Source organism: Pseudomonas phytophila (assembly GCF_025643095.1).
GTDB lineage: Bacteria > Pseudomonadota > Gammaproteobacteria > Pseudomonadales > Pseudomonadaceae > Aquipseudomonas > Aquipseudomonas quasicaspiana.
In genome coordinates, this window is sequence record NZ_CP081201.1 from 1,528,959 (window position 1) to 1,545,068 (window position 16,110).

At 56.4% G+C, this 16,110-nt stretch carries 12 protein-coding genes; 6 read left to right on the forward strand and 6 right to left on the reverse strand.

All coding sequences use genetic code 11. The features are described 5' to 3' along the window. Positions 1-5: 5 nt before the first annotated feature. The 3 genes from K3169_RS06755 to K3169_RS06765 are packed head-to-tail and all read left to right on the forward strand — an operon-like array spanning position 6 to position 2,502. A complete protein-coding gene (locus K3169_RS06755; protein ID WP_027899796.1) occupies positions 6-305 on the forward strand; it encodes a hypothetical protein in 300 nt (99 codons plus the stop codon). Continuing rightward, the gene (locus tag K3169_RS06760; protein WP_263270716.1) at positions 302-1,309 is read left to right on the forward strand and encodes a CobW family GTP-binding protein; all 1,008 of its coding nucleotides are present in this window, start codon (positions 302-304) and stop codon (positions 1,307-1,309) included. The genes K3169_RS06755 and K3169_RS06760 overlap by 4 nt, the downstream gene beginning before the upstream one ends. After that, positions 1,306-2,502 (forward strand): PotD/PotF family extracellular solute-binding protein, encoded by a 1,197-nt coding sequence (locus K3169_RS06765; RefSeq protein ID WP_263270718.1) that lies wholly within the window; start codon positions 1,306-1,308, stop codon positions 2,500-2,502. The genes K3169_RS06760 and K3169_RS06765 overlap by 4 nt, the downstream gene beginning before the upstream one ends. A 478-nt stretch (positions 2,503-2,980) precedes the next feature. Here the strand turns inward: K3169_RS06765 and K3169_RS06770 are convergent, their stop codons facing one another. Both K3169_RS06770 and K3169_RS06775 read right to left on the reverse strand, forming a co-directional pair. Then, entirely contained in the window at positions 2,981-5,395 is a 2,415-nt protein-coding gene (locus K3169_RS06770; protein ID WP_027899799.1) for a glucose/quinate/shikimate family membrane-bound PQQ-dependent dehydrogenase, read from the reverse strand. A gap of 131 nt (positions 5,396-5,526) precedes the next feature. Further along, the gene (locus tag K3169_RS06775; protein ID WP_231677077.1) at positions 5,527-6,909 is read right to left on the reverse strand and encodes a carbohydrate porin; all 1,383 of its coding nucleotides are present in this window, start codon (positions 6,907-6,909) and stop codon (positions 5,527-5,529) included. Between the two features lie 475 nt (positions 6,910-7,384). On the opposite strand from K3169_RS06775, the gene K3169_RS06780 reads away from it, so the two are divergent. Beyond that, positions 7,385-7,612 carry a VF530 family DNA-binding protein gene (locus tag K3169_RS06780; RefSeq protein ID WP_027899801.1) on the forward strand — a complete coding sequence of 76 codons (228 nt, stop codon included), beginning with the start codon at positions 7,385-7,387 and terminating at the stop codon, positions 7,610-7,612. Between the two features lie 38 nt (positions 7,613-7,650). Continuing rightward, positions 7,651-8,304, forward strand: coding sequence for a Pr6Pr family membrane protein (locus K3169_RS06785; RefSeq protein ID WP_263270721.1), 654 nt, complete (start codon positions 7,651-7,653; stop codon positions 8,302-8,304). A 188-nt stretch (positions 8,305-8,492) separates the two neighbouring features. On the opposite strand, the gene K3169_RS06790 is transcribed toward K3169_RS06785, so the two are convergent. The 3 genes from K3169_RS06790 to K3169_RS06800 all read right to left on the reverse strand — a co-directional run bounded on the left by K3169_RS06790 (position 8,493) and on the right by K3169_RS06800 (position 13,610). Next, complete coding sequence (locus K3169_RS06790) at positions 8,493-9,263, reverse strand: siderophore-interacting protein (RefSeq protein WP_122707978.1); 771 nt, start codon at positions 9,261-9,263, stop codon at positions 8,493-8,495. Next, positions 9,260-9,847, reverse strand: a complete 588-nt coding sequence (locus K3169_RS06795; RefSeq protein WP_263270723.1) for a PadR family transcriptional regulator — start codon at positions 9,845-9,847, stop codon at positions 9,260-9,262. Before K3169_RS06795 ends, K3169_RS06790 begins: the two co-directional genes overlap by 4 nt. Before the next feature lie 652 nt (positions 9,848-10,499). Then, positions 10,500-13,610, reverse strand: a complete 3,111-nt coding sequence (locus K3169_RS06800) for a biosynthetic peptidoglycan transglycosylase (protein ID WP_263270725.1) — start codon at positions 13,608-13,610, stop codon at positions 10,500-10,502. 448 nt (positions 13,611-14,058) lie between these two features. On the opposite strand from K3169_RS06800, the gene K3169_RS06805 reads away from it, so the two are divergent. Beyond that, a complete protein-coding gene (locus K3169_RS06805) occupies positions 14,059-14,982 on the forward strand; it encodes a hypothetical protein (RefSeq protein ID WP_263270726.1) in 924 nt (307 codons plus the stop codon). Positions 14,983-15,031: 49 nt separating this feature from the next. Here K3169_RS06805 and K3169_RS06810 read toward each other — a convergent pair whose 3' ends face one another. Beyond that, positions 15,032-15,751, reverse strand: a complete 720-nt coding sequence (locus K3169_RS06810; protein ID WP_231677083.1) for a hypothetical protein — start codon at positions 15,749-15,751, stop codon at positions 15,032-15,034. Positions 15,752-16,110: the final 359 nt, after the last annotated feature.

Below are 16,110 nucleotides of genomic sequence, written 5' to 3' on the forward strand. Positions count from 1 at the left end.
ACCTGATGTGTGGATTGTGTGGCCTGCTGGGCGAAGACGTGCATTGGAGCGACCCGTTGGGTGGTGAGTTGCCCCGACGTCGTGAGCGCTTGCGGCGTATCGCGGCGATCAACAGAGTGGTGGCGCCATTTCGCCTCAGGGTTGAGGACTTTCAGGGCTCGTCGTACCTGTTGCTCGGTGCCACCGGCAAGCAGGCACTGGCGTCGGGCCTCGATCAACTGTGGGAGAAGGCCGAATTACTGATTGGTCGCCAGCTGGACCCGCTTGACCCCGTCGTGCTGGATCATTTGCAGAGGTCATCATGAGCATCGCGTTGAACGTTATCACCGGCTTCCTCGGCAGCGGCAAGACGACCTTGCTCAAACGACTGCTGCAGGACGAAAACCTCGGTGATACCGCGTTGCTGATCAATGAGTTCGGCGACGTGGGGATCGATCATCTGCTGGTCGAGGAGGTCGCGCCGGACACCGTATTGCTGCCGAGTGGCTGTGTCTGTTGCTCCATTCGCGGCGAACTGAAGGAAGCGCTGCTGGGCCTGCTTGCCCGACGCGCAAGAGGTGAGATCCCGCCGTTTCGCCGGGTGATTCTGGAAACCACAGGCCTTGCTGACCCGGCCCCGATCCTCGCGACCCTGAGCAACGATCCGCAACTGCGCGGGCGTTTTCATGTGGGCCTGATCGTGACCCTGGTAGACGCCTGTCACGCCACTTTGCAGGAACGTTTGCACCCGGAGTGGCTGGCGCAAGTCGCGGCGGCGGATCGTTTGTTGCTGAGCAAGACGGATGTGGTGGATGAGCCATCGCTGACTGAGTTGCGAACACATCTACAGGCCCTGAATTTCTCCGCGCTCATGATGGATACCGCGCAGGTCCACAGCGGCGATCAGTTATTACTGGGCGAAGGCGTGCGCGATGCAGAGCCTGCTCAGGAGGTGGCGCGCTGGAAGCTCCATCAAGTGCAATCCAGAGCGTCACGGCATGGTGATGCGCAAGTGTGCTGCCTGAGGTTCGAGCAGCCGCTGGACTGGGTCGGTTTCGGGGTCTGGCTGTCGATGATGTTAAGATGCCATGGCGAACGAATCCTTCGAGTCAAGGGACTTCTCAACGTGAATGCCAGCCAGGCGCCTATCGTGATTCATGGTGTGCTGCATTGCCTGCATGCACCCGTGCACCTGTCGGCCTGGCCGGGGGACGATCACAGTTCGCGACTGGTGTTCATTCTGCGCGGTCTTGACCCTGAGCGGTTGCGTCGTTCGTTTGATGTGTTTGCCCGCAGCTTCGCTCCGGCTATCAGCGAGACGACGGCATGACCATTACGCTACGCGTCCTGGGTACATCGGTTACCTTGCTTGAATCTATCCGTGAGCGTGCCGAGCAGGAACTGGGTATTCGCCTGGTGTACCAGATGCATGACGTGCAGACCGCGCAACGCATCGCGGTGATGCAGCCCGAGAGTTACGACCTCTACGATCAATGGTTTCACAACGTCGACTTTGTGTGGCCGGCGCGTGCCATCCAGCCCATCGATACCCGGCGCATCGCTCTCTGGCATGAGATCAATGACTTGCCCAAGCGCGGCCGGTTGCGGCCTGCTGACCGGCTCGGCAGTGGCAGCGTCCCCAGCGAGCGGCTGTTCGTGCAGCATGACGGCACGCTGGGCAGTACGGTGAGCGAGCGCATCAGCATGCTGCCGCTAACGCACAATGCCGACAGTTTTGCCTATCGCCCGGAGCGGGTGCCCGCCGGGCTGGACAGTGCCCATGAAAGCTGGGGCTGGCTGCTTGATCCCGCTTGGGGTGGCCGTATCGCCCTGCAAAGCGATGCGGCCATTGGTGCGCTGGATGCAGCACTGGCGGTACAGGGCGCAGGACTGGCGCAGTTCAAAGACATCGGCAACATGAGTATCGAGGACATCGACACGCTCGCCGATGTCCTGGTGCGTAAACAACAGGGAGGGCATTTCGGCGCGTTCTGGTCAGATGATGAAGAGGCCGCAGAGTTGATGCTTAGCCCGACTATCGATATTCAAAGCCTGTGGTCGCCGACTCTGGTGCGGCTGCATCGCGCTGGCGTGAAGTATCGCGTGGCGGTACCCCGTGAAGGTTATCGCGGCTGGTTCGGCGGTTTGTCGTTGTCGCGGCATGCCAAGGGACCTGTACTCGATGCTGCCTATGCGTATCTCAACTGGTGGCTGTCCGGCTGGCCGGGGGCAATCATGGCGCGCCAGGGTTATTACATCGGCAATCCGGCACGCAGCCGCGACCACCTGAGCGCGGCAGAATGGGATTACTGGTACGCCGGCCTGCCAGCCCGTGAGCAACTGCTCGGTAGCGACGGCCTGCCCCTGATCGATGCCGGAGAGATACGTGATGGCGGCTCATATGAGCAGCGCATGAGCCATATTGCAGTGTGGAACTCGGTGATGGATGAGCACAATTATCTGGTCAGACGCTGGAGCGATATTTTACGGGCGGGGAACAAGGCTGGCGTTAAGTTGCGGTAGCTAAAGGGGTCTCGATTCTTTACTCGAACGAAGTTCTTGGAGGCCGAGCCTGCTCGCGATAAGGACAATGCTGTCTGCCCGTGAAATCACTGCGCCTGATTCGCGGGCAAGCCTCGCTCCAACCGATTCACCGTATTCCTCTGTAGCGACCCTATGTCCATGGCACCGTGCTTTCTATCAGCAAACCGGGTCTGTAGGAGCGCGCTTGCCCGCGATTGCGTCAGCACAGACGATATATTTATCGTCTGACAGACCGAACCGCGGGCAAGCGCGCTCCTACAGATAAAAATAGTTATAAATCATTTGGTTGCGTGTTTTTCACAGGGGCCGGGCTTGCCCGCGAAGAACGATAACGTGGTCCAACTGCCAAACCTCTGTGGGATTACGCCGGGCAACACTTTCAGGCAAGGTCGAAAATCTGCCACAAAAAAAGCGGCTATCCTTCGATAGCCGCCTTTTTCATTACCTCAGCGAACCATCAATCCGGCAGTTTGAACGCCATCACGTAGTCGCCTTGCTTAGTACCCAGCGAGCCATGGCCGCCAGCGACGACGAGCACGTATTGCTTGCCGTCCTTGCCGGTGTAGGTCATCGGCGTGGTTTGCGCACCTGCTGGCAGGCGGCCTTCCCACAGTTGCTTGCCGTTACGAACATCGTAAGCGCGCAGGTACTGGTCAAGCGTGCCGCTGAGGAAGGCAACGCCACCGGCTGTGGTGAACGTGCCGCCCAGGCTTGGAACGCCCATGCTCAATGGGATCGGAACCGGCGAGCTGTCACGCACGGTGCCGTTTTTGTGTTTCCAGATGGTCTGATGGTTGGTCAGATCCACTGCCGCCACATAACCCCACGCGGGTGCCTGGCAAGGCAGACCCATCGGCGACAGCAACGCTTCGAGGATCACGCCGTATGGCGCGCCTTTGTTTGGCTGCACACCTTCGGTTTCGCTCTTGCGGCCAGGACCACCTTCAACTTCTGCCGCAGGCACGAGCTTGGAACGGAACGCCATGTAGCTCGGGTTGACGAAGGCGATCTGACGCACGGGGTCAACCGAGATGCCGCCCCAGTCGAACACGCCGAAGTTACCAGGATAAACAATCGAACCTTGCAGCGATGGCGGGGTGAACGGGCCATCGTAACGCAGGGATTTGAAGTCGATCCGGCACAGCGCCTGATCGAACGGCGTCACGCCCCACATGTCGCGCTCTTTGAGCGGTGGCGGCATGAAGTTCAGGTCGGATTTAGGTTGGGTTGGCGAAGTGTGATCGCCTGCTACCGCACCGCCTGGGACCGGTACTTCATTAATCGGTACGATCGGTTTGCCAGTGCTGCGATCCAGCACGTAGATGCTGCCTTGCTTGGTCGAAACCAGCACGGCTGGCTTGATGCCGTCAGCGGTTTTCATGTCCATCAGCGTCGGCTGGCCACCGACATCCATGTCCCAGAGGTCATGGTGAGTGAGCTGCATGCTCCAGCGGACTTTGCCTGACGCGATGTCCAGGGCCACGATGCTGGCGCTGTATTTCTCCGACTCTTCAGTACGGTCACCGCCCCACTGATCCGGAGTCTGGTTACCCATTGGCAGGTAAAGCATGCCGAGTTTTTCATCGACGGCGAACATCGACCACATGTTGGGCGAGTTACGTGTGTAGGACTTACCCTCTGCAAGCGGAGTCGTATCGTCCGGGTTGCCGCTGTCCCAGTTCCACACCAGACGGCCTGTGTGAACGTCATACGCACGGATCACGCCCGAAGGTTCGTCGGTGGAAACGTTGTCGGTCACGTGGCCGCCGATCACTACAAGGTCCTTGGTCACAGCAGGTGGTGACGTAGAGTAGTAACCACCTGCGGCGAACGTGCCGATGTTGGCGCTCAGATCGACTGCGCCTTTGTTGCCGAAATCCTCGCAGACTTTGCCGGTGTCGGCGTTCAGCGCGATCAGACGGGTGTCAGCAGTCGGCAGGAAGATGCGACGCGGGCAAGCATTGCTTCCGGCGGAAGCGACGGCCGGTGTTGCCGGACTTTGCGCCGGGGCTGCGGCATAGGCCGAGTCATCGTGGTACGACACACCACGGCAGGTCATGTGTGCCCAGCCTTTGAAGTTGGCAGCATTCTGAGTGCTGATCTTCGGATCGTAGCGCCAGATTTCCTTGCCGGTGTCCGGGTCAAGTGCAATCACCTGGCTATGCGGCGTACAGACGTACAGCATGCCGTTGACTTTGAGCGGCGTGTTCTCGGCGGTGGTCTCGCCCGGATCGTTCGGGCCGGGAATATCGCCCGTGCGATAAGTCCAGGCAGGCACCAGCTTACTGGCGTTATCCGGAGTGATCTGCGCCAGTGGCGAGTAACGGTCACCAAAAGCGGTGCGACCGTAGGACTGCCAGTCGCCGTCAGGCATGGCGGGTGCGGCGCTGGTTGTACCTGCGGTGTCGCGATTCAACTCGCCTTTGAGTTCACCAGGGTTGGTGAACTGGCTTGCCAATGCTGTGAGGCCTGCCAGTACCACGGCAACTGCCAATGCGCCGACGCCTTTACCGCCAGGCTGACCCCGCAGGACCGGGCGGCGGAACCATGGCAACAACATCACCAGACCCAGGGCAAACCACAGTGCCAGACGCGGCACGAGTTGCCACCAGTCCAGACCCACTTCCCACAATGCCCAGACGGTGCTGGCAAACAGAATCAGCGCATACAAGCCGAAAGCCGCACGGCGTCCAGTGACAAGCAAGATACCCGTCACCGCGAAGCCGATGCCCGCCAGTACGTAATACGGCGAACCGTCTACTTGCAGCAGCTGGACGCCTAAGGCCAACAGGGCAAGCCCCATCAGCAGTATCACCAGCCCGAGCAATGTCGGCAGCAGGCGATTTTTACTCAAAGCACCGTCAGTGCTCATAGTGTGAATCTCCAAGGACAGATTTAAGTGATGAAGCTTTGTTATTCGCGCAGGACTCGTTGAAGAAATTCCTGCAATACTTTGAAACTAGTTGTTGAGACGAACTAATGACAGCAGAAATCAGCCGTCGGTCAGAACGATGACTGAATTTTCAGGCCTGCCACCAACGCATCGTCCACTTTGTCGACGCCACCGGGATGGCGAATGAACTGCAGATTCGGCCGTACTGTCAGCCAGTTGGTCAGGTGTACGCCGTAATACAGCTCGGCGTTGTATTCGGTGTCCTGCAACGGCGTGAAGGCTGGATCGTTGTAGTCGTTGACCGCTGCCGCCTGATTGCGTGCATTCGCATCCTTGCGGTAGGCCGGATTGACGTGGATGCGTGAGACTGCAAAACCGATATCGTCTTTGGGGCGGGCATCAAACGGGCCTTTATAGAACGCACCAACGGCGACGTAGTTGTCGACCAGGTTGGTTTTCTTGTCGTGCATCGTGCCGTTGGCGAAGATGCTCAAGCCGCGACTTTGATCGTCGTCCCGACTAGTCACCTGCTGCAGCAGGTTCAACCACATGCCGTGTTTGCTCGAAGCACTGCGATAAGTGCCGTCGGTGAGCGCTGCCGACTGGCCATTGCTGCTTTTGTAAACGTCCTGGCTGTCGGCGGTGCTGTAGTAGTAACCGGCGCGATACTCGCCTGGCAGACCGTTCACCTTGGGCGACCAAACCAGTTCAACCGGCAGGACCGCCCCTTGTGTGCCACTGCCGCTCAGCTTGAAGCCGTTGTCGTTTTCCAGGTTCGAAGGGTTCTGCTCGAATGCGCCGATCTGGGCGAAAAATTCCGGAGCGATCTGGTACTTGATGCGCATCGCCCACTGGCTTACCGGCCAGTTATAGACGGTGCCGCCGTCCCAGTTACCGACTTGAGAGCCGCACAGTGAGAGGTTCTGGAAGTCGCAGGGGAAGCTGCCGAAATCCTCGCCCTGATTGAATCGGCCGAGCTTGACGCTCAAGGCCTGATCAAAGAATTTTTGCTGGTACCACAGCTGTGTCAGGCGGGTAACGCTGCCACGGCCCCAGACTTCCTGGGACGAAGACAGCGTACCTGTGCGCGGGTCACTGACGCGGTCGTTGCTGATGTTGTCGCCATTGCGGTTGGTCACGGTCAACTGAAACTCGGCATCCTGCCAGCCGAGGATCTTCTGCAGATCGAGATGCGCGCCCAGAGCGTATTGATCGCTGTAGCGGAACGCGTTGTCGTGGCTGTAACCACCGTGCAGGTTGGAACCCATCTCTGCGGTGTAATCGAGTTTGAAGTCATAGCCTTGCTGTGACAGCTCGGTACGTTTGCCTGCCCAGTCGCCCAGCATCCAGGGCGATTCACTGTCGAATGCGGGTGCAGCCTGAGCGCAACTGGCCAGACCGGCAACGGCAAGTCCACAGAGCCTTACGGCGATGCTCAAGTTTGAAGGGAAGGGCAGGGCAAAAGCCAAAAAACGTCTCGGGTTGGCGGACATGGGTATCGTTCTTTTGAGTTATTCAGAAAGGCATGCGGCGCTATGCCGCGGCTTTGCAACGTATTTAGAGGTTGCAAAATCGGTTCAGCTGGCAGGTTGTAATGATAGGGGGCTATCGAGTTTGTAAAAAGCAACAAAACTGACATGGATCATTGCGGGGATTGCAACAGTGGGGATGGATATCTGTTGGAGCGAGGCTTGCCCGCGAAGAACCCCTCACGCGGTATCTCGGTAACATCGAGGCAACCCATTCGCGGGTAAGCCTCGCTCCAACAGGTTCTGCGTCATTCCACTATCGGCGCTGTGTTTCGGGCAAATAGCGGAGCTTTTCGGAAGCGTCCTACACTCCTCATAGGCGGAAGCTGACTGCCAAAACAAAGACTTCGCACGCTAAGCTCTTCCCGCTGTCTGAAGGCTCGGCTAAGGTGCGCAGCTTCCGGGAAGTGCCCCCATCCATTGAGCTTGAAGGTTTTGCATGAATACACCCCACTCCAACCCTTTGCACGGCGTAACGCTGGAACAGATTCTCAACGCACTGGTTGAGCATTACGAGTGGTCTGGCCTGGCTGAGCGCATTGATATTCGCTGCTTCAAGAGCGATCCAAGCATCAAGTCCAGCCTGACGTTTCTGCGCAAGACGCCTTGGGCCAGGGAGAAGGTCGAGGCGTTGTACGTAAAGTTGCACCGCAGCAAAGGCTGGTAATTTCGCCCGGTTCCAAGGCTGGGCTCCAAGGAAAAACGATGTACTTCCAATACATGAAAAGTGCGCAAGGACAGCGCTGTTACACGATGATTGCCGCCTGCCTCGGGTGGTCAGGACTGGCCATTCAGCTTTACCTTGTTTTCATTGCGCGCTGGGCCGATGACGCCAGTCTGATAGGTGGGCTGGTGCGGTTTTTCAGCTTTTTTACCGTGTGGAGCAACACGCTGGTAGCGGTGGTACTGACCTGCGCGCTGACCGCCAGAACCTCGGCTGCGCATCGCTTCTTCCAGCACCCGGTCGTGTGCAGCGGGATTGCAGCCAGCATTGTTTTGGTCGGACTCGCGTACAACATATTGCTGCGCCACCTCTGGCACCCGGAAGGTTGGCAGTTTGTGGCTGACGAGTTACTGCACGACGTCATGCCGTTGGCTTTTCTGCTGTATTGGTGGCTGTACGTACCCAAGGGACTGTTGCGGCTTGAGCATGTGTTGCTGTGGATTCTCTACCCGGTGATCTACTTTTCGTACGTGCTGCTGCGTGGCAGCTCGATTGGCGACTACATGTACCCATTCATCAACGTCGGCAATATTGGCTATGTGCAGGCGTTTACCAATGCGGGTGGAGTGCTGATCGGTTTTATCGTGATTTCGCTGGTGCTGCTTGGTGTGGACAGGTTACGCGCCAGACGCTGAATTTGTAGGAGCTGCCCCGGTGTCTATTGCACCGAACAGTCTCGCGGCAAACACAGGACCTGTAGGAGCTGCCGAAGGCTGCGATCGCGGTTTATCAGTAGAAATGCTTCGCAGCCTTCGGCAGCTCCTACAGAAAAAGCATTCCAAATCAGATAGCAGTAGTTTGTCTGATGAAAGCTACTTGTTCATCAACCCTCGTCACTCCCATCCAGCCGCCAGTACCCCGCAGCCTTGACGAACTCTTCCTCCAGCCCGAACTCACCGAGCAGTACCCGGCGCAGTTTGCGCGACAGCAGCGATTCGGTTGCGATCCAGGCGTACAGCTTGCCTTCAGGCATTTCCAGGCGGCGGGTGACGTCCACCAGATCCTGTTCGCCACGCACGATCCAGATCACGTCGACCTGTGCTTTGCTGTCAAAAACCTGCTGCTCACCCGAGTCTGCAACTTCAACGACGACCAGCGCACTGCGATTGGCTGGCAACTCCTCAAGACGCCGGGCAATAGCGGGCAGGGCGGTTTCATCGCCGATGAGCAGATAACTGTCGAAGATATCCGGCACTATCATCGAACCCCGCGGCCCGGCGATATTCAGAAACTGCCCCGGTTGGGCCTGTGCCGCCCAGGTCGCCGCAGGGCCTTCGCCATGCAATACGAAATCGATATCCAGTTCACCACTGACCGCGTCGTAGCGGCGCGGGGTGTAGTCACGCATGACGGGTTTTGGCCCGTCGCTTGGGGCGCCCGGAATGAAGTTATCCAGCGCGGCCTGTTCTTCGGGGGTGGTGGCGAAAATCAATTTCACATGGTCATCGGGTCCCAGGCTGATGAAGCCGTTCAGGTCTGGACCATGCAAGGTAATCCGGCGCATTTTGGGTGTAATGTCCGTCACTCGCAGCACTTCAAGCTTGCGGCGTTTGATCTCATGGCTGACACGATGAATGGATTGCTGTGAATTCATACCGGCTTCTCCGAGGTGAAGTGGGGGCCATCGACGATGGCTTTGGCGGTGTTGTTGAGCAGGTCGCGAACCCGGAGGATTTCTTCGGGGCTCCAGCGACCATGGTGCAGTTGCAAGGCGTGGCGCAGGTTATGCACGGCCTCATGGATTTCCGCAGGACGATCATGACCGCGCAACGAGCGCTTGCTGACGTCGATACGCATCCTTACGCCATCCATAGCGACTTTCTGCTCGGCCAATGAGGCGCGACCTGCGTCAGTGACGGCATAGTGTTTTTTGCCACCTTGAGCGTCGCCTTTAATCAGCTCACTTTCTTCAAGGAAGGTCAGGGTCGGATAGATCACCCCTGGGCTTGGGCTGTAGGCACCGTCAAACATGCCTTCGATCTGGCGGATCAGGTCGTAGCCATGGCAGGGCTGCTCGGCAATCAACGCAAGCAGCAGCAATTTCAGATCGCCCGGGGCGAACACCCGAGGTCCGCGGCCGCCACGTTCCCGCCCGGGCCGTTTTTCAAAACCGTCTCGCCCATCGCCGTGCTCGCGGTGAGGCGGACGATGGTCGTTGTCGTGAGGGTCATCACGCATTTCTTCATCTCCTGTTACGCGTTAGATATACCTTAAGATATATCTTAATAATTATGCAAAGGGATAAAGACGAACGGTTCTCGTTTGCGGTTTTGAGAAAATTTATGGAAATGGTTGTAGCTCACGAGCAACGTGTGGCGCGGTGTTGTCGGTCTGACGCCTTCGCGAACAAGTTCGCTCCTACCGAGTGGCGTGGGTTGTGTAGGAGGTAACTTGTTGCCGAAAGGGTTAACGCGGTGGTGCTGGTCTGGCGCCTTCGCGAACAAGTTCGCTCCTACCGAGTGTCGCGGTGTTGGGTAGGAGGTAACTTGTTGCCGAAAGGGTTAACGCGGTGGTGCTGGTCTGACGCCTTCGCGAACAAGTTCGCTCCTACCGTGTGGCGCGGTGTTGGGTAGGAGGTAACTTGTTGCCGAAAGGGTTAAAACGGTGGTGCTGGTCTGGCGCCTTCGCGAACAAGTTCGCTCCTACCGTGTGGCGCGGTGTTGGGTAGGAGGTAACTTGTTGCCGAAAAGGGTTAACGCGGTGGTGCCGGTCTGACGCCTTCGCGAACAAGTTCGCTCCTACCGTGTGGCGCGGTGTTGGGTAGGAGGTAACTTGTTGCCGAAAGGGTTAACGCGGTGTGCCGGTCTGACGCCCCTCGCGAACAAGTTCGCTACAGTTGCGTTCTGATGGTCGGCTGGCAGAGCGTATGGCCACCCGGCTCCAGATACGGATTCAGAATCGGTGCCATGCCCTTGAGCACTTGCACGGGTAAGGCCGAGGTAAACCGAAAGCCCTCTGCAGCCCGACCCGGCACGAATGCGGTCAAGGTGCCGAAGTGGTTGTCGCCCAGATAGAACACGAAAGTGGCTGTCCGGTTGATCGCTCGGGAACTGAGGATGCGTCCGCCCGCACCGATGCTTTCGATACGGTTGTCGCCAGTCCCGGTCTTGCCGCCCATGGCGAGGATCGAGCCGTCCTGCAATTTGAAACTGCCGTGCACCCGCTTGGCGGTCCCGCCGTCGACCACTTGCGACAACGCTTCGCGCATGGCTGCGGCGACCTCAGATGGCAACACACGCTGACCCAATTCCGGATTATTGGCGAGGCGGGTTTCGTAAGGCGTGTCGGCAGCAAAGTGCAGGCTGTCGATGCGCAGTATCGGCAAGCGAATACCGTCGTTCTGGATGATGCCGATCAACTCGGCCAGCGCGGCGGGGCGGTCGCCGGAACTACCGATGGCGGTGGCCAGCGAAGGCACCAGATGATCAAACGGATAGCCGACACGCTGCCAGCGTTGATGGATATCGAGAAAGGCCTCGACCTCCATCATCGTCCGGATCCGGCTGTCCCGTGCGCTCTTGTGCCGACTCTTGAACAGCCAGCCGTACACTTCCTGACGTTCATGTTGGCTGGCAGCAACAGCGTCCTTGAACTGCGCATCCGGGTGTTGCAGCAAGTAACCCACTAACCACAGGTCCAGCGGGTGAGCCTTGGCGATGTAGCCCTGATCCGGCAGGTTGTACTTGCCCGGCCCGTAGTTTTCATACAAATCCGCCAGACGTTTCTCGCTCAGCTTCGGCCCGGCCTTTTCTTCGGTCATGTGCGCACGGATGAAGGCATTGAAGTTGGCCTGATTGGCACCCGGCAACAGGTAACGATGCACAGCCGCCAGCCTTATCGGCGTTGCATTGATACCGTCCAGAAATGTATCGAGCCGCTCCTGAGTGGTTTTGTCCTTGTAACGTTTCCAGAAACGCAGCAGGAATACCGACCCTTCACGGTCAGCGAAGCGACTCAGGTACTCCTGACGACGCGGGTCATCGTCATCCTTGAGCAGCTCGGCGCTATTGTTCGGCCCTTGATAAGTGCTGTAACGCACCACGTCACGCATCAACCGAATGAACGGCAGGTTGATCGACTCGCGCAGTGACTCACGCAGCGTTGGCAGGCGACTGTCGTCTTCCTTGCGGAAGTTGTTGAAGTGATGCATGCCGCCACCGGTGAAAAAGCTCTCTGCCGGGCTCGCCGAGTAGCGACGGTCCAGCGCCGCCGAGAGCATTTTCGACAGGTCACGATCCTTGTTTTGCATCAGATAATCCAGCGCCCAGCGGGTCAGCCGATCCTGATCGGCGACCGGCTCCTTGCCCAGTGCGCTGACGCTTTGCGCGGCGTAACGATCATGCAGTTCGGCGATGATCTCCAGATAGGTCGTCATCACCCGCATTTTCGCGGTGGAGCCCAGTTCCAGCTTGCTGCCTTCGTTGATGTCGAAAGGCTGGTCGGTGCTGTCCGTCTGGACCCTTACCCGTGATCCATCGGGGCCGCGCTCGAACAGCGTAAAGCTGTAGCGCACCTGGGTTGTGCTGACGGGCGTCAACAGGCGCTCGCCCATCAATCCAACCTGTGCAGCGAAGGCCGGGTCCGCCAGATCTTTCAGGTACTGGCTGACGCTGTTTTGCAGCTCGCTTTGCAGCGTGCTGGTTGCCGAAAGATCAAGGCGATCAAGATCGTAAAGCGGACGATTGAGCAGTCCGGAAAGTCGGCTGCGGGCGACGCTGATACCTTTATTGGTCTCGATGGGCTGAATCGTCGGTTGCTCCGCCCAGTTACGGTAATTCAACGTTGCTTCCAGCGCGGCATTGGCCAATGCGCTACTGATCACCTGATTTTGCGCCAGCAGACGAATGTGGCTGTCAGTCAGTTCCGCCAGCTCGGCGCGACCTTTCGCCAGATAGTGAGAAGGTCGCCGCTGGGCGATGACCAAAGACAGCACTTCGCGTAACGCCAGCCCCTGAGCGGCGATGCTTTGCGGGTCACTGGCGGTAGACGCGAGCAACTGATTGGTCTTCACGAAGTCCGCGCCATACCAGACTCGCAAACCTTCAGCCATCCCGTGCACTTCGCCATGGCCCGGCACTGCCGACAGCGGCACACTGTTCAGGTAATCACGAACAACGCGTTGACGTGCTTCTAAGGTTTGCTGGCCAGGTTGATAGGCGCGCACGCTGGCGGAAATCATCTGCCGAAGTTTTTCAGAACCTGACAGCGTAAGACCGTCAGGAGAGTGTCGATACTTCTCCAGTTGAGTCGCCAGCGTGCTGCCTCCTGCCGACTGCCCCGGCAAGCCGAGCAACTTCGCCACTTGAGAAATTGCTGCCTTTGCAAAGCGCGGCCAGTCCACTGCCGGGTTGGCCATTGGCTGTTGTGGATCAAGCAAATCCCGGTTTTCGATGAACAGCAGGCTGTGCACCAGCAGCGGCGGGATCGCGGCAAAGCTTGGGTAAAACTGCTGCGGGTAACGGAATTGATAGACGTCGACACCGCGGCAATCGGTGATCGACAGTCCAGCCTGAATCTTCTCTTCATAGGGCACGAAGAAGCCACGCTTTGCGTAGGCCAGCAAGTCGGGGGAAAACCTTACCTGTTCGGTAATCAAATAGTCGCGCTTGAGCAGACGCGGCAGAAACTCGTTCAGTGAGGAGTAGCCCAGACGTTTATCGAAGGGGCCGTCACCGGGGTAAAGCATCGAATCACTGGGGCCTGCATGCATCGAGTAGCTCAGGTTCGCCGCAAAGCGGCTGAACTCAAGCGCCTGCAAGCGCGAGCTGCGTGACTCGATTACCATCGCCACGGCCAGCGCGCCAATCCCCAAGAGCAGCAAAACCCAGATGACGCGCCACACATAGCTTTTGCGGCGAGGGGGTTTTGGCATGGGAGCTCGGTCGCGACTGTCTGCGGTAATCACAGTCTCTTTGGTATCTGCATGCCTTAAAACGCCCATTTCGATTGGCCCGGTTAAACCTGTTAATCGCACCTGACTCAAGCTTAGTCGCTGACCGGGATTGCGGGAAAAATTGTCTAGGGCTGTAGGACGCTTCCTGAGCAGCGGCGGGCTGCTTACCATTCCATGGCGTGCTCAGGCCGCAGGTCCATCAGCGGCTCATCAGGTTTATCGGCAAGCCCCGGGATTTGATAAACCCTGGATTCCATGAATTTTCGATACGCCCGTGTTTGCTCATCCTAAAACGTTTAATGCGTCGATAATCAGTTGGATTTGTAAGTTGAGTCGATGATTTATGTAGGAAATTCCCTCAAATATAAGAGTCAAGTAGGAAGGATCTGATTTTGGTTGTTGATTATTGACTCGTATTTTAAACGGTGATTACGTCCGGTTTGTCAGTTGCAAAAGCGTCTGGCTAAAAATTTTAATAATTATCAGGATGATAGAGATGCGCGAGAATAAAAGATTGAGGGTGGCGCAGTTGTGCGTGCCGTTGTTCGTGATGTCTTCGTTTGGGTTTCAGGCTCAGGCCGAATCTAACGACCATGAACAATTTGATACTCAGCTTGATACTGCGATGGCTGCGGTGTCTGTGCCAGGGTTTGATACTTCCAGTTGTAAGATGCAGCCGGATCAGATTAACGATATAGATGGCTTTCTTGAAAGCAAATCCGACGTTCGTTGCTATGTTTTTACTTCTATTCGTGGGCAGAAAGTTTTGCTTGCAGCCATTGCTGAGGAGCCTGAACCGTCTTGGCAGGTCGAATATTATGATGGTGTGTGGAAGACAAAAAATAACACGAGTGCGCTCGATCTACCTGGTTTGAAGCCTGGAGATCAAGTAGTCATGAGGGTTTCCTACAAACAAGACAAACCTTACCAGCGGACGGAATACAAAGTGGCCTTTGGATCGTACCCGGTCCTCAAGGATGCTTCACTGAACGCTCCACCTGTCAGGAACCGTGTTCCTGTCGCCGACTCTGGATGGGTAGCTGGTTTGCAAACTCATGGTACGTTAACGTTCGAAGCAACATTTACCGATACCACAGGGATTCCATTGAAAGGCGCGTCAGCCAGTTTGCCGATTTATCTAAACCTGAAGTCTAAAGACCCAGAAGTGACGCAGTCCGCGCTGTCCGACGAGCGTGGAATCGCCACCGCGACATTCACGCTTAACAAATGTTACGGCGGAGAACTGGCCGCTCAGCGCAATGATGCTGGTGGAACCCATCATTGGGTATCTACTTACAATGTCGGGCGTTGGTTCGTATTCGACAAGCTTATTGGCGCAGAGAGTAAGGACAGTGAGTCGAAAAAAATGGCTGGCTTTGCTCATATCTGCACCCAGACTTTGAACAGAGGTAGAATCTAAAAATTTCCGGCTATCAGGGGCAGATAGTACATCTGCCCCTTTTTTCTCATCAGACTTCTACGTCGATCCTGTTTCGATTATTTGTATGGGTGCGATCATTTTCCTTTGGTTGTCCGAAAATATTAAGCTTGCCCGTGGTGTCTGCGAGCAGCGCGGCGTAATTTACCAAAGAGCTGAAATGTTTGTAGGAGAAGGGTTCCTCTTCTTCAGGACGTTTTAAAAAGCTTACATAGCTAATGATCGTTTCGGCGTGAGCCGTGATGAGCTCTCTGAGTGGTTCATAGTCCTGCATGGCCTCTGTCAAGAAAGCAGTTTCAAGGTCGCTCAACAAATCAGAATTTAAAACTTTGACCTTTCCACTTGCATCGACTGTGAAGTTAAAGGGTGTAGCTGATAGCGCCGGGAAGTCTTTAGCAATTTTCTGTCTGAAGTTTTGCAGTTCAACGCCGATGTTCTCAATCAGGCTGCTGGCATTAGAAGCTAATGTATCCATTTGGTCACTGCGACATCCCCAGCAACACTCATCCTTCTTAAGGGGAGCCCATCCTCTGTCGAGTGGGTCTGTTTCTCGTGTAAATACGATATCTCTAAATATAGGCCCCACCATAAACGGGTTGCAATTCAATATCTTCAGTGTGGTGTTCTCGCTTTCGTCGGAGGATATTAATCTTGTATACCTAATCGCAGATGTCGCCAGGACTTGCTCCACCTTAGGCTGATCAATTGCTGAAATTTTCAAAGGGGTCGACGCATTGGCATTGATGTTCACGAGTTTCCCTCTCCGTGTTGTAGGTCTCCCTCGGTGTAACGGCCATGTCCGAAAAAACTTGGCCTGATAATGTTGTGGGAAACTTCCGAGAAGGGCTTCTATTGCGACGCTGTTCCCAAATATTGGCTGCATTTACGGGTTTTTGGTCGGCGGAGACTAAAATATTGAGCAAGTCGTGATTTTTTCAGTGTTAGACGTAAGAACTGGTAAGTGTTAATTGTGAGAGATGTACTACAAATAAAATTAAAAGTAGGAAGCGTCTGATTTTTAAACAGCCTTGTTGACTCGAGTTTAAAGCAGTGATTACGTCCGGTTTGTCAGTGCTTAGACCACTTGGCATAAAACGAATTAAAACTATT